We start from the raw sequence: 24,147 nt of genomic DNA on the forward strand, positions 1-24,147 counted from the left end.
TTCGATGCGGGACCCTATCGGCCAAAGGCGATCTTTTATTTTTTAACGGACCGAGCCGCTAAGGGAACGTTTACTGTCCAAATCGATTTGCCGGAGTTGAATTTAATAGCGGAGCTCATGGTCGTTACACCTTTCAATCGCACTTGTTCGTGAATTGGGAAACAACTGAGTCATCTGCGTTACAAAGCGGCTTCCGTCGCCTCAGCAGCTGGTGGGCCGGGAGAGCAATATTTGCAATCCCAGCTCCACTGTGACATCATGTTTCCTGCGGTCAACTAACTGATCCATGCGCGTGCCGCACAGTGGGAGATCTGGATCTATCGAGTGATCATAAGGCGGGCGCGGCGCTGTCGGGACGAACCGTAACCAAGAACCCAACGGCACACGTACCGAAATGGGTACAGGTTGCGCGGTACGGACTGTAAGAACTAATTTTTTTACGCACTGCGCGAAATTAAGTGAAGGCGGTTCATTTGGCTATCCTGGGTTTTTTTGTCAGTGGAATATTTTTCGTGGTTCTTGCCATATACCAGTTTATTAATTTGGTATTTGGAATCTGCGGCATATTCATGGCGTTTCAATTAATGATGGTCAGCGATAAGTTGCTCGCGACCTACAGCAGATTCATGCCGATCCAATCGGAGTCTGCATCCGTCGCTCTTGGACTGCTGTTTTCGCTCCTAGCGATTTCATGCCTTGTTGGATTGGGCCATGCGGCGTTGTTGGGCTCAGCCATGATCGCCGTTATTCTCTCGCTAATAGGCTTACTTTTTGGGATGGAAGCCGTGGCATTCCTGGTAGGCGCTTTGGTCGTTTTCTTGATGCCATTCCTGTTTAAAAACCTGGCTTTCCCCTTGATCTTATGGAAAGATGAAGGTGACCATTGGCTGGAGTGCATGGCTAAAACTCTTCTGCTTGCGATTATCTCCGCGCCAGCGTTTATAACGGTTATGGTCGAGTTGGTGGTATTCGTGGATGGCGGAAGGGCGCAAGCCGAAGGATTTACTAGCTACATTCTGGCGCCAATATTATATGTTACATTGTTCTTCGCGCAGCTTAAGAGAAACAGACTCGTGTAGGAGAGATTCATGTTCCAGCCGCTAATCAAAGATCGACGGTTAATTTGCTTAGCGTCGAAGTGCCAGATAGACGCTTCGATTTGCGGCGCCTGGTGCTAACGGCGGGCTAGTAATTTCGGAAATGCGCCCGGTCTTGGGGTGACCTTCCGCGAAGTTCGATCGCTGATGGATGCGCGCAGACAAGCGACGATGTAGAAGCAGTCCGAGCTGGACAGGGTTGTCCAGTCCCGGGCTGGATATTAGATTCAGTAAAAAATCGGAAGTGCCTGCAACCCAGATGCACAAGCTGGAATTCGATTGGCTGCCTACATCCCTGCCGTGAGCTTGGCGAATGACGAAACCGTTTTTCTCGCAGGTTAACAGCCAGCACTCAGAATCCAATCCGCCCCTTGCCCGCCACCGCCCTGATGCGGATATCCTCCGCCCTCACATGACCCCGCCCGTCCGCCACCACAAACGCAAGCCCATCCAATAAGATCTTGCGCAGGTCGCGTGGCGATACCGGCGCCAGCTTGTCCAGCACGTTCGCGCCCAGGCTGTCGTCGAAGCCCTCGAGCTTGAGTTCCCGCACCAGCGCCCGATGCATGCGCTGCGCGATCCCGGCCGCCTGCTCGCGCGTCGGCGCCGGCACCTCGTATACCGCCATGCGGTTGAGCAGCGGGGCAGGGATGCCCTCGACCGAATCGGCCGTCAGCACCCAGAAGATCTGGCTGGCGTCGAGCTCCACGTCGATGAACTCGTCGCGGAAGGCCTTCGAGGTTTCCGGTTCCAGCAACTGGTAGAGCGCCGCCAGCGGATCGGACTGGCTCGAGCCGCTGGCTTTTTCCACTTCGTCGAGCACCACTACCGGATTGGCGTACTGGCCGCGTACCAGGCGCTCGGCCACCTTGCCGCATTTGGCGCCGCGCCAGCTTGCCGAGCTGCCGGTGATGACGAAGCCGGCCGACAGCGCATTCATGCTGATCAGCTCGCATTCGGTCTGCATCACGCGCGCCAGGCGCCGGGCGAAGTGGGTCTTGCCCACGCCGGGGCCGCCCAGCAGCAGGATCGGCATGACATTGAAGCCGCCCTGGCCGCCCTTGCCGGCGTGCGCCAGGCGCAGGTAGCGGGCCAGGTCGCCCAGCACTTCATTAAAATTTGGGCACTCCTCGAACAATGGGTCCAGCGCACTGGTCGAAGAAGGAGTGGTGACGAAGCGCTCGGCCCCGGTCTCCAGCATGCGCTCGTAGAAGGCCTCGAGTTCCGGCGAACGGCCGCGGCTGCGGTCGAGCGCTTCCTGGACTTCGACCAGGTCGTAGACTGCGCAGGTATGGGCGAGGGTGATGCTCACTGATGTCTCCTTTGCAACAAACACAAGGAAGGCGGCAACGCAGCGTGGGAGGTGGTCGCCTCGCTTCGATCCTAACGCTTCTCGACAGACGTCGCTAGTTACGCGAAGCAATGCTGCAAGGAAACTTTAGTTTCCATTAGAAGAGGCAAGGGCCGCCATGACATTGATCAATGGGAAATATTCACTGTAGAGGTGAGGCTCAACCTTCACTGTATTTCCTAAGTGACTGATTTAGGAGACATTTTACCTTGACATACGGTCAATACATGAGGCTAAGTCCTTGGTTTCATTAGACAATTTAGGATTTGCCAAACGTGAATTCGCTTGACCGTTAACATTGATTCCAATAAAGTGGGAAACAGTGTGAAAAAGTGTCGATTTGTGGGGGATTTTCCGAACCCCGAACGGCCAAAAAATTCTAAATTGCTAATTCTCCAAGCTAGGTAAATACGTGTTCCAGGGCGCGTCAGCGATCAACCTCGATGCAAAAGGAAGGATGTCGATTCCGGCAAAGCATCGTGACGCCCTCGCGGTGCAGTGCGAAGGCCGGATGACGATGACCAAGCACCCGCATGGCTGCCTGCTGTTCTTCCCGCGTCCGGTGTGGGAGCAGCATCGCGACCAGATCGCCGCGTGGCCGATGTCGGCGCGCGCGTGGCAGCGCATTTTCCTTGGTAACGCCTGCGATGTCGAGCTGGACAGCGCTGGCCGCGTGCTCATTTCCCCTGAGCTGCGCGCCGCCGTGGGGCTGGAGAAGGAAGTCATGATGTTGGGTATGGGCACCCACTTTGAAATCTGGGATGCCGCCAAGCTTGCCGAAAGCGAAGCCGAAGCTGTCTCCGGCGGCATGCCCGATGTCCTTTCCAACTTCTCCTTCTGAGGCACCGATGACGGAAACAAGCCCGGTGCTCCACAGTGATGGTCCCGAATACCAGCACCGCACGGTGCTGCTCGATGAAGCGGTCGACGCGCTGAACCTGGAAGGGGAGCGCGCCAACGGTACTTATATAGATGGCACTTTCGGGCGCGGCGGCCACAGCCGCCTGATCCTGTCGCGGCTCGGCCCCCAGGGCCGCCTGATCGCGTTCGACAAGGACCCGCAGGCCATCGCCACGGCGGAGACGGTGAACGACCCCCGTTTCACGATCGTGCATGACAGTTTTGCCACGATGTCCGACGCGCTGGCCGCGCGCGGCGTTCAGCAGGTGGACGGCGTCTTGCTGGACCTTGGTATCTCGTCGCCCCAGGTGGACGACGCCAGCCGCGGATTCAGCTTCCGCCAGGATGGACCGCTCGACATGCGCATGGATACCACGCGCGGCATGTCGGCGGCCGAATGGCTGGCGATCGCGACGGAACAACAATTGGAAAAGGTGATACGGGATTATGGAGAAGAGCGGTTTGCTTTCCAGATTGCAAAGGCGATTGTTGCTCGCCGGGCAATCGAGCCAATTTCGACCACACGAGAGTTTGCCGCAATCGTGGCAAACGCGGTCAAGACTCGGGAAAAAGGCAAGGATCCGGCAACCCGGACCTTTCAGGCTGTCCGGATTTTCATCAATAAAGAGCTTGAAGACCTTGAAGCAGGTCTGATCGCTGCCTACAGCGTGCTGGCGCCGGGTGCGCGCATGTCCGTGATCAGCTTCCACTCGCTGGAAGACCGCATGGTCAAGCAGTTCCTGGCATCGAAGGCCAAGGTCGAGCAGCCGGACCGCCGGCTGCCGATCCGCGCCGTCGACCTGCCGCAGCCCCTGATGAAGCTGATCCACAAGACCAAGCCGTCCGACGAGGAAGTGGGCGCCAATCCGCGCGCCCGCTCGGCCGTGCTGCGCGTGGCCGAACGCCTTGGGGACCCGGCATGAACGCCAAGCTCAATATCGTCCTGACGCTGGCGCTGGTCGGCTGCGCGCTGTCGGTGGTGAACGCGCGCTACCAGGCGCGCCACCTGCTGATCGAACTGGAACGCCTGCAGCAGCACGCGCGCCAGCTCGACATCGACTGGTCCCAGCTCCAGCTCGACCAGTCCACCCTGGGCAAGAACGAACGCATCGAGCAGATCGCCCGCACCAGCCTGAACATGGCCCCGCTGACCCCGGCCCGTACCCAATACCTGACGGAAGGCGCAAAATGAGTCGCGGCGAACGGCGGACCGGAGCCCGCGTGGCCGCCTCCAAGGGCGTGGCTTTCTCGAAAAGCCCGGTGCTGGCCGTGCGCGTGCCGAACTGGCGTTCGCGCCTGGTGCTGTTCGTGTTGTTCGCCGCCTTCCTCGGCCTGGGCGTGCGCGCGCTCTGGCTGCAGGGCATGTCGACCCAGTTCCTGCAAAAGCAGGGCAAGAGCCGCTACGAGCGCGTGGTCGAACTGCCGGCCGCGCGCGGCAAGATCATGGACCGCAACGGCCAGGTGCTGGCCTCCTCGCTGCCGGTCAAGGCGGTGGCCGCCTTCCCAAAGGAAGTGCTGAAGGAGCCGGCTGAGAAGCTGGCCGAACTGGCACGCCTGCTCGACATGCCGATGGCCGAGCTGCGCACCAAGCTCGACCCGAAGCGCACCTATGTCTACCTGAAACGCCAGGTCGAGATGGACGCGGTCGAGAAAATCGAAAAGCTGAAGATCGACGGCATCGACACCCGCAAGGAATACAAGCGCTTCTACCCGCAGGGCGAAGTGATGACCCACCTGGTGGGCTTCACCAACGTCGAGGACGTGGGCCAGGAAGGCATGGAGCTGTTCCACCAGAAGAACCTGATGGGCGTGCCGGGCAGCCGCCGCGTCATCCGCGACCGCCTCGGCCACATCGCCGAAGACCTGGGCATGTTCCGCGAGCCGCACGAAGGCAAGGACCTGACCCTGTCGGTCGACAGCAAGCTGCAGTACATCGCCTTCACCAGCGTGAAGAATGCGGTGGAAAAGTTCAACGCCCAGGCCGGCGGCGCCGTGGTGCTCGACGTGCAGACCGGCGAAGTGCTGGCCATGGCCAACTACCCGACCTACAACCCGAACGACCGCTCCAAGCTCACCGGCGCCCAGCTGCGCAACCGCGTCATCACCGATACCTTCGAGCCCGGTTCGACCATCAAGCCGATCACCGTGGCGCTGGGCCTGGAGACCCGCCGCATCACCCCGGACACCGTGTTCGACGTCTCGCCCGGCTACATGATGGTGACCGGCAAACGCATCCGCGACACCCACAACTACGGCGTGCGCACCGTGGGCGGCATCATCCAGAAATCGTCCAACATCGGCGTGGTGAAGATCGCGCAAATGATCCCGCAGCAGGAAATGTGGGAGATGTACACCAAGCTGGGCTACGGCCAGGCGCCGCGCTTCGGCTTCCCTGGCGCCACCGCCGGCCGCGTGCGCCCATGGAAATCCTGGCGCCCGATCGAATACGCCAACATGGCCTTCGGCCACGGCCTGTCGGTGTCGCTGCTGCAGATGGCGCGCTCGTACATGATCTTCGCGCGCCAGGGCGACATCATCCCGCTGTCCTTCCTGAAAGTGGATGAAGAGCCGATCGGCCAGCAGGTGATCTCGCCCAGGACCGCGGCCCAGGTGCGCACCATGCTCGAATCCGTGGTCGGTCCGGAAGGCACGGCCTCGAAGGCCCAGGTGGCCGGCTACCGCGTGGGCGGCAAGACCGGCACCGCCGAGAAGATCGTCAACGGCCGCTACTCGCGCACCGACAACATCGGCTACTTCGTCGGCATCGCCCCGATGTCCAAGCCGCGCTTCGTCATCGCCGTCATGATCGACAACCCGCGCGGCGCGCTGCGCACCGGCGGCAGCGTCGCCGCGCCCACCGCCGCCGACCTGGCGGCCAATGCGCTGCGGGCCGCGAACGTGCCGCCCGACTCGTCGATCACCGACATCATCATTCCGGAAGAACCGGTAGAGGAGAGCTTGTGATGGCGCTGAGCCTCGACGACACCTGCCTGTGGATCCGCGCCGCCGCACCTGGCGGCCGTCTCGTTTCCGATTCGCGCCAGGTCGGCAAGGGCGACGTGTTCTTTGCCTATCCGGGCGAAGCGGTCGACGGCCGCGCCTACATCGCAGCGGCAATCGCCGCCGGCGCGGCCGCCATCGTGTTCGAGGAAAACGGCTACGCCTGGGATGCGGCGCATGATGTTGCGCACCTGGCCGTGGCCGGCCTGAAGAAAAACGCCGGCCCGATCGCCCACGGCGTGCTGGAGATGCCGGACGCCGGCATGTTCACCGTCGCCGTCACCGGCACCAATGGCAAGACCTCGTGCGCGGTGTGGGCCGGGCAGGCGCTGGCGCGCCTCGGCGAAACCACCGCCGTCATCGGCACGCTCGGCGTCGGCCTGTTCAAGGGCAAGGCCGAGCCGAGTTTTGACGCCACTGGCTACACCACGCCGGACGCCGTGCTGCTGGCCCAGAAGCTGGCCGACATGCGCGCCCAGGGCGCGACCGCGCTGGCCATCGAAGCCTCGTCCATCGGCCTGGTGCAGGACCGCGCCGCCGGCATGCACTTCGACGTCGCCATCTTCACCAACCTGACCCGCGACCACCTCGACTTCCATGGCGACATGGACAGCTACGAGGCGGCCAAGCGCACCCTGTTCGAATGGGAAGGCTTGAGGGCGGCCATCGTGAACCTGGACGACCCGGCAGGGCAGCGCCTGGTCGCGCACCTGCGCGCCAATGTCGCCGAGCTGGCGGTCACCGGCTACACGCTCAAGGATGAAGCGGCGCAGCCGGCCATCGACGGCGTCGGCATCCTGCGCGCCTCGAACATGCGCAGCCGCCACGCCGGTACCGAATTCCACCTCGAGTCGCCCCAGGGCGCCGCCAACCTCAAGACCCAGCTGGTCGGCCACTTCAACGTCAGCAATGCGCTGGCGGTGCTGGGCGCGCTGCTGGCCAAGGGCGTGGCGCTCAAGGATGCGGTGGGCGCCATCGACGCGCTGGCGCCGGCCCCGGGCCGCATGCAGCAGATCGGCGGCCAGGACGCGCCAATGGTCGTGATCGACTACGCACACACACCGGACGCGCTGGAAAAGACCCTGGGCGCGCTGCGCCAGGTGGCCCTTGAACGCGGCGGCCAGCTGTGGTGCGTGTTCGGCTGCGGCGGCGACCGCGATCCGGGCAAGCGCCCGCAGATGGGCGCCATCGCCCAGGCAGCCGACCACGTGCTGGTCACCAGCGACAACCCGCGCAGCGAGGAACCATCGACCATCATCGCCCAGATCGTCGCCGGCATGCAGCAGCGCGCCGACAACCAGGACCAGGCCGTCGAAGACCGCGCCAATGCCATCCTGCTGGCTGTGAAGAACGCCGGCAAGCAGGACGTGATCCTGCTGGCAGGGAAGGGCCATGAGCCCTACCAGGAAATCAAGGGCAAGAAGATGCCGTTCTCCGACGCCGACCACGCCACGCTGGCGCTCAGCGCCCGGCTCACCATGATGAGGAGCCACTAATGCGCGGCACGCTCGCACACCTGGCGGCCAGCATCCCGGGCGCACGGCTCGTCGGCGCCGACGCGCCATTCGAGGGCGTGTCGACCGACAGCCGCACGGCGCCCGCCGGCGCGCTGTTCGTCGCGCTCAAGGGCGAGACTTTCGACGCCCACGATTTCCTCGCCCAGGTGGCGGGACGCGGCGTGGCGGCGGTGGTGGTGCACGCGCTGCCGGATGGCTGGACCTTGCCGGCCATCGTGGTGCCCGATACCCTGGTGGCGCTGGGGCGGATCGCCAATGCCTGGCGCCGCCAGTATGCGATTCCCGTCATCGGCGTGACCGGCTCGAACGGCAAGACGACGGTCAAGGAAATGATTGCCTCGATCCTGGCGGCGGCCGTCGGCGAGGACGCGCGCCTGGCGACGCAGGGCAACCTGAATAATGAAATCGGCGTGCCCCTGACGCTGTTCCGCCTGGGTGCCCAGCACCAGGCGGCGGTGATCGAGATGGGCATGAACCATCCGGGCGAAATCGGCCGTCTCGCGGCGATTGCCGCGCCCACGGTGGCCATGGTGAACAACGCCCAGCGCGAGCACCAGGAGTTCATGCACACCGTGGAAGCGGTGGCGCGCGAGAATGGGTCGGTGCTGCAGGCCTTGCCGGCGGATGGCGTGGCCGTGTTCCCGGGCGACGATGAGTACACGGAGTTGTGGCGTGGGTTGGCGAAGTGCGAAGTCATGACCTTCGGCCTGACCAAGGATTGCGACGTCAGCGCCAGCTACACCAGCACCGGTTTCGGTAACCACCTGACTGTAACAACGTCGTCCCGGCGCAGGCCGGGACCCAATTCCGGTGCGCAGCCGGCTGCGGATGCTTCTGTGGATGCGCGGGCAAACCTGGGTCCCGGCCTTCGCCGGGACGACGGATCTACCGCGAACGGTGAAAACACGTTCAGCGTCACGCTGCAGGCCGCCGGCGAACACAATGTGCGCAACGCGCTGGCCGCCTTCGCCAGCACCCTGGCCGCAGGCATCGACGTGAACGCCATCGTGCGCGGCCTCGAAGCCTTCGCCCCGGTCGGCGGCCGCCTGCAGCAAAAGCAGGCGAGCAACGGCGCCACCGTCATCGACGACACCTACAACGCCAACCCCGACTCGATGCGCGCCGCGATCGACGTGCTGGCCGCTTACCCGGCGCCGCGCATCCTGGTGGTGGGCGACATGGGCGAAGTCGGCACGCAAGGCAAGCAATTCCACGAAGAAGTCGGTGCCTACGCCCAGCAGCGTGGCATCGAGACCGTGCTCGCCACCGGCGAACTGGCGCGCGCCATGGCCGCCTCGGGAGCACGGCACTACGAGCAGTTCGACGCATTATTGGCAGCACTGGATTCAACACTGGGCGGCAATAGCAAGACGACTGTGCTGGTGAAGGGCTCGCGTTTCATGAAGATGGAACGCGTGGTCCAGCACCTGACCGGACAAACACTGAACAAGGACGCCCACTAATATGCTGCTCTGGCTCGCCCAATACTTCCAGGACTACATCGGTCCTTTGCGCGTTTTTAACTACATCACCTTCCGCGCGGTGTTCGCCACCATCACCGCGATTGCGATCGGCCTGGTCTGCGGTCCGGCCGTGATCCGCAAGCTGACCGCCCTGAAAGTCGGCCAGGCGGTGCGTACCTACGGTCCGCAGACCCACCTGGCCAAGCACGGGACCCCGACCATGGGCGGCGTGCTGGTCCTGATCTCGATCGGCATCTCGACCCTGCTGTGGTGCGACCTGTCGAACCGCCTGATCTGGCCGGTGCTGGTCGTGACCATGGGCTTCGGCGCGGTCGGCTGGGTCGACGACTACCGCAAGGTGGTCTACAAGGACCCGGAAGGCATGCGCTCGCGCGAGAAGTATTTCTGGATGTCGCTGGTCGGCATCACCTCGGCGCTCTACCTGGCGTTCTCGGTCTCGGCCAAGAATCCGTGGGAAGTGCTGCAGCTGTTCTATGCATGGGTGCAGTCGGGCTTCTCGATGACGCTGCCCCCGAAGGCCGACCTGATCGTCCCCTTCTTCAAGTCGATCAGCTATCCGCTGGGCGTGTGGGGCTTCATTGCGCTGACCTACTGCGTCATCGTCGGTTCCAGCAATGCCGTCAACTTCACCGACGGCCTCGATGGCCTGGCGATCATGCCGACCGTGATGGTGGGCGGCGCCCTGGGCCTGTTCGCCTACCTGACCGGCAGCGCGACCTTCTCGAAATACCTGCTCATTCCCTACATCCCGGGCGCGGGCGAGCTGTTGATCTTCTGCGGCGCGATGGCGGGCGCGGGCCTGGCCTTCCTGTGGTACAACGCGCACCCGGCCCAGATGTTCATGGGCGACGTCGGCGCGCTGGCGCTGGGCGGCGCGCTCGGCACCATCGCCGTCATCGTGCGCCAGGAAATCGTCCTGTTCATCATGGGCGGCGTGTTCGTGGCCGAGACCCTGTCGGTGATCATCCAGGTGACCTGGTTCAAGTACACCAAGAAGCGCTACGGCGCCGGGCGCCGCGTGTTCCTGATGGCGCCGCTGCACCACCACTTTGAACAAAAAGGCTGGAAAGAGACCAAGGTCGTGGTCCGCTTCTGGATCGTGACCATGATGCTGGTCCTGGTTGGCCTGTCTACCCTGAAGCTGCGCTGAAGAATGAACTACGAAGGCAAATCCGCATTGGTGCTGGGCCTGGGTGAATCCGGGCTGGCGATGGCGCAATGGCTGGCGCGGGGCGGCGCACGCGTGCGCGTGGCCGATACCCGCACCGAGCCGCAGCGCCTGTTCGCCCTGCGCCAGGCGCTGCCGAACGCCGAATTCGTCGGCGGTGAATTTGGCGCTGCCTTGCTCGACGGCGTGGACTTCGTCGCTGTCAGCCCAGGCCTGGCGCCGGAGCGCGAACTGGCCGCGATCACCCCGGCCGCGCGCGAGCGCGACATCCCCGTCTGGGGCGAGATCGAACTGTTCGCGCAGGCGCTCGCGCAGCTGCGCCTTGACACCGGTTATGCGCCGAAAGTCATCGCGATTACCGGCACCAACGGCAAGACCACGGTCACCAGCCTCACCGGCCTGCTGTGCCGCCGCGCGGGCCTGAGCACGCGCGTGGCCGGCAATATCAGCCCGGCCGCGCTGGACGTGCTGAGGGAAAGCCTGGACGCGAACGAGCTGCCGCAAGCCTGGGTGCTGGAGCTGTCCAGCTTCCAGCTGCACACCACTTTCAGCCTGCAGGCCGATGCGGCCACGGTGCTCAACCTGACCCAGGACCACCTCGACTGGCATGGCAGCATGGATGCCTACGCGGCGGACAAGGCGCGCATCTTCGGCAGCGACACCGTGCGCGTGCTCAACCGCGACGATGCACGAGTGATGCGCATGGCCGCCGATGCGCCGGTCTATACCTTCGGCACCGGCGAGCCGGTGGAAGCGAACAGCTTCGGCCTGCTCAATGAGCGCGGCGTGTTGTGGCTGGCCAATGCGGTCGCCAGCGATGACGAGCCCCTCAAGAAACTGAAAAAAGGCGAGGCGCCGGCCCCAGTGGAAGTGAGCGTCAACCGCCTGATGCCGGCCGATGCGCTGAAGATCCGCGGCCTGCACAATGCCTCCAACGCGCTGGCGGCGCTGGCCCTGTGCCGCGCCTGCGGCCTGCCGCTGGCCCCGCTCCTGCACGGCCTGCGCGAATACGCGGGCGAGCCGCACCGCGTGGAGCTGGTCGCCAGCATCGATGGCGTCGACTTCTACGACGACAGCAAGGGCACCAATGTCGGCGCTACGGTGGCCGCACTGGAAGGCCTGGGCAAGGCCTTTGCCGGCGAAGACCAGCAGATCCTCCTGATCGCCGGCGGCGACGGCAAGGGCCAGGACTTCGCGCCGCTGGCGCTGCCCGCCTCGCGCTACGTGCGCGCCGTGTTGCTGATCGGCCGCGATGCGCCCGCCGTGCGCGCGGCCATCGAACCGACCGGCGTGCCGTTGTTCGACCTGCCTGGTTTGCCGGAAGCGGTGCAGCGCGCCGCCGGCCTGGCGCGCGCGGGCGACGCCGTGCTGCTGTCGCCGGCCTGCGCCAGCCTGGACATGTTCACCAACTATGCGCACCGCGCACAGGTGTTTGTCGACGCCGTGCGCGACATCGCCCTGGAGAAGGGGCAGGAGATCTGATGCCATTCCAGATTCCGTTCAAGTTCTCCGGCTCTTCCAGCGACGCGACCATCGCGGCGCGCAGCCGTCCGTCGAAGATGATGGACTACGACCAGCCGCTGGTCTGGGTCACCGTGCTGCTGATGCTGTTTGGCCTGGTGATGGTGTATTCGGCCTCGATCGCGCTGCCCGATTCGCCCAAGTTCGCCTACCTGAACGACAAGAACGAATACTTCCTGTACCGCCAGTCGATGTACATCATCGTCTCGATGGTGGCCGCCGCCGTCGCCTTCCAGGTGCCGGTGGCGGTGTGGCAGAAATACGCGCCGATGATGTTCATCGTCACCCTGGTGCTGCTGGCGATCGTCCTGATCCCGGGCATCGGGGTGACCGTGAACGGCGCGCGCCGCTGGCTGCCGCTGAAGGTCATGAACCTGCAGCCGTCCGAGATCATGAAGATCGCCGCCGTGCTGTACGCGGCCGACTTCACGGTGCGCAAGCAGGAATACATGCACAAGCTGACCAAGGGCTTCCTGCCGATGATGGTCGCGATCGGCCTGGTCGGCGGCCTGCTGCTGATGGAGCCCGACCTCGGCGCCTTCGGCGTGATCGTCTGCATCGCCATGGGCATCCTGTTCCTGGGCGGGATCAACATCATCTGGTTCGGCGGCATTGGCGCGCTGCTGGTGGTGATTTTCACGGCCATCATCGCGCTGTCGCCGTTCCGGCGGGCCCGCATGTTCGCCTACCTCGACCCCTGGGAGCAGGGCAATGCGCTGGACAAGGCTTACCAGCTGACCCACTCGCTGATCGCTTTCGGGCGCGGCGAGTTTTTTGGCGTTGGCCTGGGCGGCAGCGTCGAGAAGCTGTTCTACCTGCCGGAAGCGCACACCGACTTCATCATGGCCGTGATCGGCGAAGAACTCGGCCTGGCCGGCGTGCTGGTGGTGATCGCGATGTTCTACTGGCTGGTCAAGCGCGCCTTCGACATCGGCCGCCAGGCCATCGCCCTGGACCAGACCTTCGCCGGCCTGGCCGCGAAAGGGATCGGCATCTGGATCGGCGTGCAGACCTTCATCAACATGGGTGTGAACCTGGGCCTGCTGCCGACCAAGGGCCTGACCCTGCCCCTGATGAGCTTTGGCGGCTCGGGCGTGATGTTCAACTGCATCGGCCTGGCGATCCTGCTGCGCATCGACTACGAAAACCGGGTGCGCATGCGCGGGGGCCGCTCATGAGCAAGCGCCTGATGATCATGGCGGCCGGCACCGGCGGCCACATCTTCCCCGGCATCGCGATCGCGCAGACCATGCGCGCGCGCGGCTGGGAGGTGTCGTGGCTGGGCACCGCGCACGGCATGGAAACCGAACTGGTGCCGAAAGCCGGCATCCCGATGGACAGCATCGACTTCGCCGGCCTGCGCGGCAAGGGCCTGATGCACACGGTCACCGGCGCCTTCAAGATGGCCGCCAGTTTCCTCACCTGCCGCCGCTACATCGGCGCGCGCAAGCCCGACGTGGTGCTGGGCATGGGCGGCTACGTGACGGTGCCGGGCGGGATGATGGCGCGCTCGCGCGGCGTGCCGCTGGCCCTGATCAACGCCGATGCGGCGCTGCTGCTGTCGAACAAGACCCTGGCCCCGATCGCCCAGCGCGTGCTGTTCGGCTTCCCGGCCGATTTCGGCAAGGCCGCCGGCAAGGCGGTCGTCACCGGCAACCCGGTGCGCCAGCAGATCCTCGATTTGCCGCAACCAGGCGCGCGCTTCGCCGGCCGCAGCGGCCCGCTGCGCATCCTGGTGGTGGGCGGCAGCCTGGGCGCCAAGGTGCTCAACGACAGCGTGCCGGCCGCACTGGCGATGATCGCCCCGGCCGTGCGCCCGGTCGTCACCCACCAGTCGGGCAAGAAGAACATCGACGCCCTGCGCGCCGCCTATGCGCAGGCTGGCGTGGCTGCCGACGTGGTCGACTTCATCGACGACATGGCGGCCAGCTACGCCGCTGCCGACCTGGTAATCTGCCGCGCCGGCGCCATCACGGTGTCGGAACTCACGGCGGCCGGCGTGGCCAGCGTGCTGGTGCCGTTTGTCGCCAGCACCACCAGCCACCAGCGCGACAACGCGGTCTGGATGGCGGGCCAGAAGGCGGCCGTCTACCTGCCGCAGGGCGAACTCCATCCGCAGGGGCTGGCAAGCCTCTTGCAACGCACGACGCGCGAGGACTGCGCCGCGATGGCGCAGGCGGCCTACGGCGTCGGCAAGCGCGATGCCAATGAAGCAATCGCACGTGAACTCGAACGACTAGCCGGACAACAAGAACAATGAAACACAAGATCAAGAACATCCACTTCGTGGGCATCGGCGGCAGCGGCATGAGCGGCATCGCCGAAGTGCTGCTCAATCTCGGCTACAACGTGTCGGGTTCCGACCTGTCGAGCAATGCGGCCAGCCAGCGCCTGGCCGAACTGGGCGCGCGCGTGTATACCGGCCACTCGGCCGAGCACGTGACCGGCGCGAACGTCGTCGTGACCTCGACCGCCGTCAACGAAGCCAACCCGGAAGTGGTGGCCGCCCGCGCCGCCAAGGTGCCGGTGGTGCCGCGCGCGATCATGCTCGGTGAACTGATGCGCCTGAAGCGCGGCATCGCCATTGCCGGCACCCACGGCAAGACCACCACCACCAGCCTGGTTGCCTCGGTGCTGGCCCAGGGCGGCATGGACCCGACCTTTGTCATCGGCGGCAAGCTGACCGCGGCCGGCGCCAACGCCAAGCTGGGGCAGGGCGACTACATCGTGGCCGAAGCCGATGAGTCGGATGCCTCCTTCCTGAATTTGTCGCCGATGATCGAGGTGATCACCAACATCGACGCCGACCACATGGACACCTACGAGCACGATTTCGAAAAGCTCAAGGCGGCCTTCGTGCACTTCACCCACCGCCTGCCGTTCTACGGCCGCGCGATGCTGTGCATCGACGACCAGCACGTACGCTCGATCCTGCCGCAGGTAACGAAACCGGTGACCACCTACGGCTTCTCGGAAGAAGCCGAAGTGCGCGCCATGGACGCCTACGCCGACGGCGTGCACATGCACTTCACCGTGCGCCAGCAGGGCTACCCGGACACCAAGTTCGTGCTGAACCAGCCTGGCCTGCACAACGTGCTCAATGCCTGCTCGGCGGTGGCGATCGCGCGCGAAATCGGCGTCAGCGACGAAGCCACGGCCCAGGGCCTGCTCGAATTCCGCGGCGTCGGCCGCCGCTTCACCCGCTATGGCGACATCGCCCTGCCGAACGGCGGCAGTTTTACGCTGGTCGACGATTTCGGCCACCACCCGGTGGAAACCGAAGTGACCCTGGCCGCCGCGCGCGCCGCCTACCCGGGCCGACGCCTGATGCTGGCCTTCCAGCCGCACCGCTACAGCCGCACGCGCGACCTGTTCGAAGACTTCGTCAAGGTGCTGGCCACCCCGGACGTGCTGCTGCTGGCCGACGTCTACCCGGCCGGCGAAGCGCCGATCGTGGCCGCCGACGGCCGCGCCCTGGCGCGCGCGCTGCGCACCGGCGGCAAGGTCGAACCGATTTTTGTCGAGGCGATCGCCGACATGCCCACCGCCATCCTGGATGCGGCGCGCGACGGCGACGTCGTCATCACCATGGGCGCCGGCTCGATCAGCGGCGTCCCGCACCAACTGACCAATACAAAGGCATGAATACTGTGAACGCACCTGATTCCAGCTTCGACCCGGCAAGCCTCGGCAAAGTGGGCGTGCTGTTCGGCGGCCGCTCCGCCGAACGCGACGTATCGATCATGTCCGGCACCGGCGTCCTGGCCGCCCTGCAAAGCCGCGGCGTCGACGCCCATCCCTTCGACCCGGGCACCCAAAGCCTGGCCGAACTGGCCGACCAGCATTTTGACCGCGTGTTCATCGCGCTGCACGGACGCTACGGCGAAGACGGCAGCCTGCAGGGCGCGCTCGAGCAGCTCGGCATTCCCTACACCGGCAGCGGCGTCATGGCGTCGTCGGTGGGCATGGACAAGATCACCACCAAGAAGATCTGGAAGATCGACGAGATCCCGACCCCGGACTACATGGCCATCGATGCGTCTACCGACCTCGACGAAGTGCTGGTCGCGCTCGGCCTGCCGCTGATCGTCAAGCCGCCACTGGAAGGCTCGACCATCGGCATCACCAAGGTCAACAAGGCCGAGGAACTCAAGGCCGCGGTCGACCTGGCGGCCGGCTTCGACGAGGTGGTGCTGGCCGAGGAATTCGTCACCGGCCGCGAGTTCACCGTCGCCGTGCTGGGCACCGGCAAGACCGCCCGCGCCCTGCCGATCGTCGAGATCGTGGCCCCGGAAGGCAACTACGACTACCAGAACAAGTACTTCACCGACGACACCCTGTACCACTGCCCGGCGCAGCTCGACGACGTGCTGACCGAGGAGATCCAGCGCCACGCCGTGAACGCCTACCGCGCGCTCGGCTGCGAAGGCTGGGGCCGGGTCGACGTGCTGGTGCGCGAATCGGACATGCGTCCCTTCCTGCTGGAGGTGAATACCTCGCCCGGCATGACCTCGCACTCGCTGGTGCCGATGGCCGCGCGTGCGGTGGGCATCAGCTACGAAGACCTGTGCCTGGAAATTCTGGCATCAAGCCGCCTGAAAATGCCGAAAGCGAAAGGCTAAGCCGCAATGTGGCATGACGTCCGCACCCTCAACACGACCGCCAGCAGCCTGGTGGCGTTGACGGTGCTCGCCGGTCTCGCGTCCGGCGTGTGGTGGCTGTCGCAGCGTCCCATGTTCTCGCTGCAGGCGGTGACGGTGGAGAGCATGTACGACATCCCGCTGCGCCACGTGAACGAACTCACGGTGCGCAATGGCGTGATCGGCAAGATCCGCGGCAACTTCTTCACCACCGACCTGGAGGGGGTGCGGGCGACGTTCGAGACCGTGCCATGGGTGCGGCGCGCCACGGTGCGGCGCGAATGGCCGAACCAGCTGATCGTCGACGTCGAAGAACACGAAGCGCTCGGCACCTGGGGCGAGGACGGCCGCCTGCTGTCGGTCAAGGGCGATGTATTTACCGCCAACCTGGCCGAGGCCGACGACGACCACGAGCTGCCGGCCTTCGACGGCCCGCGCGGCAGCGAGAAGGAAGTGCTGGCCCGCTTCACCGAGCTGCGTTCGCAGTTCGCGCCGGTGGCGCTGGTGCCGCAGGCGTTGTCGCTGTCCGAGCGCTATGCCTGGACCGTCAAGCTGGACAACGGCATGAGCGTGGCCCTGGGGCGCGAGCAGGAACGCGACACGCTGAAGAAGCGCGTGCAGCGCCTGGTCGGCGTCTACCCGCAGCTGGTCGCGCGGCTGACGGAAGGACGCATCGACACCATCGACATGCGCTACCCGAACGGGCTGGCGCTGTCCTCGGCGTCATTGAATGTACCGGTGGACGCCACCAAGCCTGTCAAAGCAGTAAAGAAGAAACCAAGCCCGATCAACAAGACAACCAAGCAAACATAAGCAGGCAACAGCAATGACAAAAGACGCGAAGAACCTGATCGTCGGCCTCGACATCGGCACCTCGAAGGTGGTGGCGGTGGTGGCCGAGGTGATGTCCGATGGACGCCACGAGGTGATCGGCCTCGGTCAGCACGAGTCGAAAGGATTGAAGAAAGGCGTGGTCGTCAACATCGAGGCCACCGTCGAGTCGATCCAGCGCGCGCTCGAGGAAGCGGAGCTGATGGCCGACTGCAAGATCCGGAATGTCTATGCTGGCATCGCCGGCAGCCATATCCGTTCGTTCAATTCGAGCGGCATGGTTGCGATCAAGGACAAGGAAGTCACCGCCACCGATGTGGCGCGGGTGATCGAGACCGCCAAGGCGGTCAACATCCCGACCGACCAGCAATTGCTGCACACGGTGCCGCAGGAATTCATCGTCGACAACCAGGAAGACGTGCGCGAGCCGATCGGCATGAGCGGCATCCGCCTGGAAGTGCGGGTGCACATCGTCACCGGTGCGGTGTCGGCGGTGCAGAACATAGTAAAGTGCGTCCGCCGCTGCGGGCTCGAGGTTTCGGACCTGATCCTGCAGCCGATGGCCTCGGCCGATTCGGTCCTGACGACCGATGAAAAAGAGCTGGGCGTGGTCCTGATCGATATCGGCGGCGGCACCACCGACATCGCCGTGTTCTCGGACGGGGCGATCCGCCACACCGCGGTGCTGCCGATCGCCGGCGACCAGATCACCAGCGACATCGCGATGGCCCTGCGCACGCCCACCGGCGAGGCGGAAGACATCAAGATCCGCTACGGCGTGGCCAAGCAGGTGCTGGCCGACCCGGGCGAGACGCTCGAAGTGCCGGGGCTGGGCGACCGCGGCCCGCGCGCGCTGTCCCGCCAGGCGCTGGCGGCCGTGATCGAGCCGCGCGTCGAAGAACTGTTTGCGATGGTGCACACGGTGGTGCGCGAGTCCGGCTACGAGGGCGTGCTCTCGTCGGGCATCGTGCTCACCGGCGGCAGCTCGATCATGCCCGGCATGATCGAAATGGCCGAAGACATTTTCCTCAAACCGGCGCGCCTCGGCACGCCGGACTACCGCGGCCAGTTGGCCGACGTCGTGCGCAGCCCCCGCTACGCCACGGTGCTCGGCCTGCTGCTGGAAGCGAAGAAGCAATACCTGCGCGGGCACATCGTCACGCGTCAGGATGGTTCTGTGAAGGCAGTGTGGCAGCGCATGAAGGAATGGATAGCAGGGAATTTCTAAGTCACTGAAGCCGGTGGCTGAAACAGGCACGAAAAATTTTAGTACGACTGCAACAAATCGCTCACGGGTCAAGAGTTTTTAAATACAATCGCTACTTCCGGTTGCGGGGCCTGTCCAGGGGCCTGGCAAATCCCCGCAACGGAGGCGGCATCAGAAAATTAGGAGTTCATCATGGAGTTCGATATGGTCGATAACGCAGCACTGGGAACCGTCATCAAAGTTGTCGGCGTCGGCGGCGCCGGCGGCAACGCGGTTCAGCACATGATCAATAAAGGTGTGTCCGGTGTCGAGTTCATCGCCGCAAACACGGATGCGCAGGCACTCGCGGTGTCCGGCGCGAACAACATCATCCAGATCGGCGAATCGGGCCTGGGCGCCGGTATGCGTCCTGAAGTCGGCCGCCAGCTCGCCGAGCAGTCGCGCACCCGCATCGAAGATGCGCTGCGCGGCGCGCACATGGTCTTCATCGCCGCAGGCATGGGCGGCGGCACCGGTACCGGCGCCGCCCCGATCGTCGCGGAAGTGGCCAAGAGCATGGGTGCGCTGACCGTTGCCGTGGTCTCCAAGCCGTTCTCCTACGAAGGCGACAAGTGCATGCAGGTGGCGGAAGCCGGCCTGGAAGAACTGACCAAGCACGTCGACTCGCTGATCGTCATCCTGAACGAAAAACTGGAAGACATCTACGAAGACGAATCGATGCTCGACTGGATGAAGCACGCCGACGACGTCCTGAACAACGCGGTGGCCGGTATCGCCGAGATCATCAACGTCCCGGGCCACATCAACGTCGACTTCAACGACGTCAAGACCATCATGAGCGAGCAGGGCAAGGCCATGATGGGCACCGCCACCGCCGCCGGCGTCGACCGCGCACGCATCGCCGCCGAACAGGCCGTGGCTTCGCCGCTGCTGGACGGCATCGACCTGTCGGGCGCCAAGGGCGTGCTGGTCAACGTCACCGCTTCGCGTGGCCTCAAGGGTAAAGAGATCAAGGAAGTCATGGCCGCCGTGCGCGCCTTTGCCGCTCCCGACGCCTCGATCGCCCAGGGCATCGCCTACGACGACGCGATGGGCGACGAGATCCGCGTGACCGTGGTCGCGACGGGCCTGGGCAAGAACAAGAAGATGACCCTGGTGCAGCCGCAGCAGATGCTCAAGACCGGCACCTACAATGCGCCGGTGATGGCGGGTTCCTCGGCGATTGCCGGCGGCCTGGCCATGGGCTCGGCCAGCAGCGACGCACTGGGCGGCATGAAGCAGCCAGCAGTGTGGCGCCGCGAGCAGGCATCGGAGCAGGTGCAGGCGATGCAGCGTAATGGTGTGGAGACGTATGATATTCCGGCGTTCCTGCGCAAGCAGGCGGACTGATTTTTTAGTCGCCTGAAGTAAGAGGGGCCAGCGGAAGCTGGCCTTTTTTCTTTGGTGCGTACCGTTTGCGTTATTTGGTACCTTCACCCCTTGATCCGTCGTCCCGGCGCAGGCCGGGACCCAGGTCGGCACCGCACCCCCAGCGCATGCTGTAGTGGTACGCACACAAATTCGGTCCCGGCCTTCGCCGGGACGACGGTGCTGAATGTAGTGGTGCTTTCAAAACTCACTTGGCGCATCTTCAGCACGCCATTCCCACATCGGCGATAATTGCCAGATTCTCAAAACACATGAAGGAGCACCCCATGACCATCCAGATCGGCGATCGCCTGCCGGCAGGCACCCTGTCGGAATTCATCGAAACCGAAACCGCAGGCTGCTCGCTCGGCCCGAACAATTTCGAGGTCAGCGAACTGGCCAAGGGCAAGAAGATCGTCATCTTCGGCCTGCCGGGCGCCTACACGCCGACCTGCTCGGCCCAGCATGTGCCGGGTTATGTCGCGCAAGCCGACGCGCTCAAGGCCAAGGGTGTCGATGAAATCTGGTGCATCTCGGTGAACGACGCCTTCGTGATGGGCGCCTGGGGCCGCGACCAGAAAGCCACCGGCATCGTGCGCATGATGGCCGACGGTAACGCCGCCTACTCGAAGGCCCTGGGCCTGGACGCCGACTTCTCGAAGCACGGCATGGGCACCCGCTCGCAGCGCTACTCGATGCTGGTCGAAGACGGCGTCGTGAAACAGCTGAACGTGGAAACCGCCGGGTTCGAAGTCTCGAGCGCGGAAAAAATGCTGGAACAACTGGGCTAAGCTTTCCGCCCCTGTGCAAACGGCGCCGCGGCGCCGTTTTTTGATCAGATGAACATCCATACCGAATCCCCCGACCAGCCCGAAGTCCGGGCCATGCTGGACCGGCTCGACGCCTACTGTGCGGCGCTGTATCCGGCCGAATCGAACCACCTGATGGACATCGCTTCGCTGTTGAATGGCGACGTGCTGTTCCTGGTCGCGCGCGACGTGGACGGGCGCGCGGTGGGCTGCGCGGCGCTGGTCAAGCGCGACGGCTACGGCGAGATCAAGCGCATGTACGTCGACGAAGCGCGGCGCGGCCTCGGTACCGGGCGCAAGCTGCTGGAGCACCTGGCGATGTTCGCGCGCATGGCGGGCGTGCGCGTATTGAAGCTGGAAACCGGCATCCACCAGCCGGAGGCGATCGGCTTGTACGAGCGCGCGGGTTTCGAGCGCATCGAGGCCTTCGGCGGCTACCAGCCAGACCCCTTGAGCCTGTTCATGGAAAAATCCCTGTGAAGCGGCCCGCCGGCAACCTGTACAGCATCTACGCGATGGTGCTGGCCGTCTTCATGTTCGCCATGATGGACACGGTGATGAAGCTGCTCACCGCGCGCTACCCGGCGATCCAGGTGGCGGCGCTGCGCTCGCTCACCTCGCTGCCGCTGGTGGCCGTCTACGTGGGCCTCAAGGTGGGTTACGGCGACATCTTCCGCATCCGCTGGCCGCTGCACCTGCTGCGCGCGGTGCTGGGCATCGCCATGCTGACCTTTTTCGCCTTCGGCATCCGCAAGCTGTCGCTGGCCGAGGCCTATTCGATCTTCTTCATCGCGCCGGCCATCATCACGGCGCTGTCGGTCTGGTTCCTGAAAGAGAAGGTGGGCATTGCGCGCTGGATCGCGATCGCGGTGGGCCTGCTTGGCGTGCTGGTGGTGCTGCGTCCGACCGGCGCCGGTTTCCTCACCATCGGCGGGCTGGCGATCCTGGGCGCGGCGGCCATGTACGCCGTCTCGGCCATCACCGTGCGCCTGCTGGCCCGCACCGACCGCAACGAGCACATGGTGTTCTGGCTGATGGTGATGGTGGCGATCGGCGCGAGCGCGCTGGCGGCGCCCGGCTGGGTGGCGATGCGGATGGCGGATGCGCCGCTGCTGGCGGGACTGGCCCTCACCGGCTTCGTCGGCCAGCTGGCCATTACCGAAGCATTTGCCCAGGGCGAGGCCTCGAAGGTGGCGCCCTTCGAATACACGGCGCTGGCCTGGGCCGTGGGGCTGGACTGGCTGCTGTGGCAAACCCTGCCCGACAGCTACACCCTGGTAGGGGCGGCAATCATCATCGGCAGCGGCCTGTATCTGATCCGCCACGAAAAAGTGCACGTCGAATCCGACCATCCCTGAACCGGGGAGGGCCGTCAGCGCCGTCAAAAGCGCTGGGCTATAATCGGCGGATGCTGAAACAACGAACCATCAAACAGGTCGTCCGCACCACCGGTGTGGGCGTGCACTCGGGCACCAAGGTCGAACTGACCCTGCGCCCGGCCGCGCCAGGCGCCGGCATCACCTTCCGCCGCGTCGACTACGACCCGATCGTCGCCATCCCGGCTGCCGCCGACGTGGTGGGCGAAACGCGCATGGCCACGGTCCTGATCAAGGACGGCGCGCGCGTCTCCACCGTCGAGCACCTGATGTCGGCCTGCGCCGGCCTGGGCATCGACAACCTGACGGTCGATGTGACGGCCGAAGAAATCCCCATCATGGACGGCTCGGCCGCTTCCTTCGTCTACCTGCTGCAGCAGGCCGGCCTGGAAGAGCAGGACGCGCCGAAGAAATTCATTCGCGTGCTCAAGGACGTCGAAGTGCGCCACGGTAGCGGCGCCCAGGAGAAATGGGCGCGGCTGTCGCCGCACGACGGCTTCAAGCTCGACTTCTTCATCGAATTCAACCACCCGGCGGTGGACGGCACCATGCAGCGCGCGCTGGTCGATTTCGGCGACGTCTCCTATGTGCACGACGTGGCCCGCGCGCGCACCTTCGGCTTCATGCAGGACGTCGAAACCCTGCGCGGCCTGGGGCTGGCGCGCGGCGGCTCGCTGGAAAATGCGATCGTGATGGACGAGTACCGCATCCTGAACGCGGACGGGCTGCGCTACGAAGACGAGTTCGTGCGGCACAAGATCCTGGATGCGATTGGCGACTTGTACATGGTCGGGCACCCGCTGCTGGCGAGCTACACGGCGCACAAATCGGGGCACGCGCTGAACAACGAGCTGCTGCGCAGCCTGTTGGCGCAGCCGGATGCGTACGAGGTCGTGTCGTTTGACGCGCTGGTGGATGCGCCGCCGTCGTATATCAGGCAGATGACGCGGGAGTGGGCGCAGACGTAAGTGCTGGCGATTAGGGTGTGCATGCAAAATTGGGCGAAATGATGCCGGTGGCATCATTTCGGCCTTCGCCGGTACGACGGTCTCAAGGATAACGGAACTTCGTTGAGGCCCGCGCCATATGCACGTTGTTCCCGCCAAGTTCGTTGCAACCCGCTAACTTAGCCTTCAGCCACGGAAGAAGCTCAGCGCCGCTTCTCCGCCAACCTCCTCAACGCCGCCACCAGCTCCTTGTTCTGCTTGCTGTCATCCAGCGACTCCGCCAGCTCTTCGAACGCCTGCACCGCCGTCGGCGGCAGTTCCAGGGTGCGCATTTCCGGCTTGGCCGGCATGGCGCGCGCCACTTGCACCTTGAGCTTGACCGATTCCACCTGCCAGCCGCGTTCCAGCAGTGCGGCCTGCAGCTTGGGCGCCATCTGCTTCATGCGCGCGGCCACTGCCGAGCTCGGGACGGCCAGCACCAGCGCGCCGTCCTGGAACGAGATCACGTCGGTGTTGCCGGCCAGGATGGGCAGGATCGCGGCGCAGTCCGACTGCAGCCGCGCCATGCGCATGGCGGCGGGCAGCAGGCTGGCCATGCGGTCGTTCTTGCGCAGGAAATCCGTCGCAATGACCGAGGTCTGCCGGTTCTTGGTACCGTAGATGTGCACTGGGGGAGATGAGGGCGAATAAGTATGCCCGCAACATAGCATAAACCCCGCGCAAAGCGCGCAAATCCGGAAGATGCTTGCCGCGCACGCGCCTGGATGCGTGCCGGACGATGCAATTTGATAACATTCTGCCCATCAGCAGTCTTGTTATCCTGCCCATTGTCCCCAAGTGTGGCCGGATCGCATGATAAAATCAGTAGCTTTTTGCCATAGGCGGTCTTCGG

Annotated in this window: 22 protein-coding genes; 20 read left to right on the forward strand and 2 right to left on the reverse strand. The window is 64.5% G+C overall.

Going from position 1 to position 24,147, the window contains the following annotated elements; all coding sequences use genetic code 11:
• Positions 1–458 precede the first annotated feature (458 nt).
• Positions 459–1,079, forward strand: a complete 621-nt coding sequence (locus tag BM031_RS20215; protein WP_177207836.1) for a hypothetical protein — start codon at positions 459–461, stop codon at positions 1,077–1,079.
• Positions 1,080–1,449: 370 nt separating this feature from the next.
• Here the strand turns inward: BM031_RS20215 and BM031_RS20220 are convergent, their stop codons facing one another.
• A complete protein-coding gene (locus BM031_RS20220) occupies positions 1,450–2,409 on the reverse strand; it encodes an AAA family ATPase (RefSeq protein ID WP_091876362.1) in 960 nt (319 codons plus the stop codon).
• Positions 2,410–2,860: 451 nt separating this feature from the next.
• Here BM031_RS20220 and mraZ point away from each other — a divergent pair, with 451 nt between their 5' ends.
• The 19 genes from mraZ to lpxC all read left to right on the forward strand — a co-directional run bounded on the left by mraZ (position 2,861) and on the right by lpxC (position 23,276).
• Complete coding sequence (gene mraZ / locus BM031_RS20225; RefSeq protein WP_091876363.1) at positions 2,861–3,289, forward strand: division/cell wall cluster transcriptional repressor MraZ; 429 nt, start codon at positions 2,861–2,863, stop codon at positions 3,287–3,289.
• A gap of 7 nt (positions 3,290–3,296) precedes the next feature.
• A complete protein-coding gene (rsmH, locus tag BM031_RS20230) occupies positions 3,297–4,271 on the forward strand; it encodes a 16S rRNA (cytosine(1402)-N(4))-methyltransferase RsmH (protein ID WP_091876364.1) in 975 nt (324 codons plus the stop codon).
• Positions 4,268–4,540, forward strand: coding sequence for a cell division protein FtsL (gene ftsL, locus BM031_RS20235; protein WP_091876365.1), 273 nt, complete (start codon positions 4,268–4,270; stop codon positions 4,538–4,540). The genes rsmH and ftsL overlap by 4 nt, the downstream gene beginning before the upstream one ends.
• Complete coding sequence (locus tag BM031_RS20240) at positions 4,537–6,312, forward strand: peptidoglycan D,D-transpeptidase FtsI family protein (protein ID WP_091876366.1); 1,776 nt, start codon at positions 4,537–4,539, stop codon at positions 6,310–6,312. Before ftsL ends, BM031_RS20240 begins: the two co-directional genes overlap by 4 nt.
• Complete coding sequence (locus BM031_RS20245) at positions 6,312–7,844, forward strand: UDP-N-acetylmuramoyl-L-alanyl-D-glutamate--2,6-diaminopimelate ligase (RefSeq protein WP_091876367.1); 1,533 nt, start codon at positions 6,312–6,314, stop codon at positions 7,842–7,844. Before BM031_RS20240 ends, BM031_RS20245 begins: the two co-directional genes overlap by 1 nt.
• Positions 7,844–9,328: a UDP-N-acetylmuramoyl-tripeptide--D-alanyl-D-alanine ligase gene (locus BM031_RS20250; protein WP_091876368.1), complete on the forward strand. Its 1,485-nt coding sequence runs from the start codon at positions 7,844–7,846 to the stop codon at positions 9,326–9,328. Before BM031_RS20245 ends, BM031_RS20250 begins: the two co-directional genes overlap by 1 nt.
• Before the next feature lies 1 nt (position 9,329).
• Complete coding sequence (gene mraY / locus BM031_RS20255) at positions 9,330–10,499, forward strand: phospho-N-acetylmuramoyl-pentapeptide-transferase (protein WP_091876369.1); 1,170 nt, start codon at positions 9,330–9,332, stop codon at positions 10,497–10,499.
• 3 nt (positions 10,500–10,502) lie between these two features.
• Positions 10,503–11,999 (forward strand): UDP-N-acetylmuramoyl-L-alanine--D-glutamate ligase, encoded by a 1,497-nt coding sequence (murD, locus tag BM031_RS20260; protein ID WP_091876370.1) that lies wholly within the window; start codon positions 10,503–10,505, stop codon positions 11,997–11,999.
• A complete protein-coding gene (gene ftsW, locus BM031_RS20265; protein ID WP_091876371.1) occupies positions 11,999–13,216 on the forward strand; it encodes a putative lipid II flippase FtsW in 1,218 nt (405 codons plus the stop codon). The genes murD and ftsW overlap by 1 nt, the downstream gene beginning before the upstream one ends.
• A complete protein-coding gene (murG, locus tag BM031_RS20270) occupies positions 13,213–14,298 on the forward strand; it encodes an undecaprenyldiphospho-muramoylpentapeptide beta-N-acetylglucosaminyltransferase (protein WP_229409068.1) in 1,086 nt (361 codons plus the stop codon). The genes ftsW and murG overlap by 4 nt, the downstream gene beginning before the upstream one ends.
• The gene (gene murC / locus BM031_RS20275) at positions 14,295–15,683 is read left to right on the forward strand and encodes a UDP-N-acetylmuramate--L-alanine ligase (RefSeq protein WP_091876372.1); all 1,389 of its coding nucleotides are present in this window, start codon (positions 14,295–14,297) and stop codon (positions 15,681–15,683) included. The genes murG and murC overlap by 4 nt, the downstream gene beginning before the upstream one ends.
• Positions 15,680–16,660, forward strand: a complete 981-nt coding sequence (locus tag BM031_RS20280) for a D-alanine--D-alanine ligase (protein ID WP_091876373.1) — start codon at positions 15,680–15,682, stop codon at positions 16,658–16,660. The genes murC and BM031_RS20280 overlap by 4 nt, the downstream gene beginning before the upstream one ends.
• A 6-nt stretch (positions 16,661–16,666) precedes the next feature.
• On the forward strand, positions 16,667–17,491 hold the full coding sequence (locus BM031_RS20285) for a cell division protein FtsQ/DivIB (protein ID WP_091876374.1): 825 nt from the start codon (positions 16,667–16,669) through the stop codon (positions 17,489–17,491).
• A gap of 13 nt (positions 17,492–17,504) precedes the next feature.
• Positions 17,505–18,737, forward strand: coding sequence for a cell division protein FtsA (gene ftsA / locus BM031_RS20290; protein ID WP_091876375.1), 1,233 nt, complete (start codon positions 17,505–17,507; stop codon positions 18,735–18,737).
• A gap of 171 nt (positions 18,738–18,908) precedes the next feature.
• Positions 18,909–20,105 carry a cell division protein FtsZ gene (gene ftsZ / locus BM031_RS20295; RefSeq protein ID WP_091876376.1) on the forward strand — a complete coding sequence of 399 codons (1,197 nt, stop codon included), beginning with the start codon at positions 18,909–18,911 and terminating at the stop codon, positions 20,103–20,105.
• A 305-nt stretch (positions 20,106–20,410) separates the two neighbouring features.
• Positions 20,411–20,914: a peroxiredoxin gene (locus BM031_RS20300; protein ID WP_091876377.1), complete on the forward strand. Its 504-nt coding sequence runs from the start codon at positions 20,411–20,413 to the stop codon at positions 20,912–20,914.
• A 48-nt stretch (positions 20,915–20,962) separates the two neighbouring features.
• Positions 20,963–21,412 carry a GNAT family N-acetyltransferase gene (locus tag BM031_RS20305; RefSeq protein ID WP_091876378.1) on the forward strand — a complete coding sequence of 150 codons (450 nt, stop codon included), beginning with the start codon at positions 20,963–20,965 and terminating at the stop codon, positions 21,410–21,412.
• Positions 21,413–21,447: 35 nt separating this feature from the next.
• A complete protein-coding gene (locus tag BM031_RS20310) occupies positions 21,448–22,290 on the forward strand; it encodes a DMT family transporter (protein ID WP_091876399.1) in 843 nt (280 codons plus the stop codon).
• 50 nt (positions 22,291–22,340) lie between these two features.
• Positions 22,341–23,276, forward strand: coding sequence for a UDP-3-O-acyl-N-acetylglucosamine deacetylase (lpxC, locus tag BM031_RS20315; RefSeq protein ID WP_091876379.1), 936 nt, complete (start codon positions 22,341–22,343; stop codon positions 23,274–23,276).
• A 182-nt stretch (positions 23,277–23,458) separates the two neighbouring features.
• On the opposite strand, the gene BM031_RS20320 is transcribed toward lpxC, so the two are convergent.
• Positions 23,459–23,923, reverse strand: a complete 465-nt coding sequence (locus tag BM031_RS20320; RefSeq protein WP_229409069.1) for a DciA family protein — start codon at positions 23,921–23,923, stop codon at positions 23,459–23,461.
• Between the last annotated feature and the right edge of the window lie 224 nt (positions 23,924–24,147).

Origin of the sequence: Massilia yuzhufengensis, assembly GCF_900112225.1 — a bacterium.
In the GTDB taxonomy this organism is placed as follows: Bacteria; Pseudomonadota; Gammaproteobacteria; order Burkholderiales; family Burkholderiaceae_D; genus Telluria; species Telluria yuzhufengensis.

Bases quoted from the DNA above. Each gene is read 5' to 3' on its own strand.
- rsmH (WP_091876364.1), top strand. From the start codon at position 3,297: ATGACGGAAACAAGCCCGGTGCTCCACAGTGATGGTCCCGAATACCAG.
- ftsL (WP_091876365.1), top strand. From the start codon at position 4,268: ATGAACGCCAAGCTCAATATCGTCCTGACGCTGGCGCTGGTCGGCTGC.
- BM031_RS20240 (WP_091876366.1), top strand. From the start codon at position 4,537: ATGAGTCGCGGCGAACGGCGGACCGGAGCCCGCGTGGCCGCCTCCAAG.
- BM031_RS20245 (WP_091876367.1), top strand. From the start codon at position 6,312: ATGGCGCTGAGCCTCGACGACACCTGCCTGTGGATCCGCGCCGCCGCA.
- BM031_RS20250 (WP_091876368.1), top strand. From the start codon at position 7,844: ATGCGCGGCACGCTCGCACACCTGGCGGCCAGCATCCCGGGCGCACGG.
- mraY (WP_091876369.1), top strand. From the start codon at position 9,330: ATGCTGCTCTGGCTCGCCCAATACTTCCAGGACTACATCGGTCCTTTG.
- murD (WP_091876370.1), top strand. From the start codon at position 10,503: ATGAACTACGAAGGCAAATCCGCATTGGTGCTGGGCCTGGGTGAATCC.
- ftsW (WP_091876371.1), top strand. From the start codon at position 11,999: ATGCCATTCCAGATTCCGTTCAAGTTCTCCGGCTCTTCCAGCGACGCG.
- murG (WP_229409068.1), top strand. From the start codon at position 13,213: ATGAGCAAGCGCCTGATGATCATGGCGGCCGGCACCGGCGGCCACATC.
- murC (WP_091876372.1), top strand. From the start codon at position 14,295: ATGAAACACAAGATCAAGAACATCCACTTCGTGGGCATCGGCGGCAGC.
- BM031_RS20280 (WP_091876373.1), top strand. From the start codon at position 15,680: ATGAATACTGTGAACGCACCTGATTCCAGCTTCGACCCGGCAAGCCTC.
- BM031_RS20285 (WP_091876374.1), top strand. From the start codon at position 16,667: ATGTGGCATGACGTCCGCACCCTCAACACGACCGCCAGCAGCCTGGTG.
- ftsA (WP_091876375.1), top strand. From the start codon at position 17,505: ATGACAAAAGACGCGAAGAACCTGATCGTCGGCCTCGACATCGGCACC.
- ftsZ (WP_091876376.1), top strand. From the start codon at position 18,909: ATGGAGTTCGATATGGTCGATAACGCAGCACTGGGAACCGTCATCAAA.
- BM031_RS20300 (WP_091876377.1), top strand. From the start codon at position 20,411: ATGACCATCCAGATCGGCGATCGCCTGCCGGCAGGCACCCTGTCGGAA.
- BM031_RS20305 (WP_091876378.1), top strand. From the start codon at position 20,963: ATGAACATCCATACCGAATCCCCCGACCAGCCCGAAGTCCGGGCCATG.
- BM031_RS20310 (WP_091876399.1), top strand. From the start codon at position 21,448: ATGGTGCTGGCCGTCTTCATGTTCGCCATGATGGACACGGTGATGAAG.
- lpxC (WP_091876379.1), top strand. From the start codon at position 22,341: ATGCTGAAACAACGAACCATCAAACAGGTCGTCCGCACCACCGGTGTG.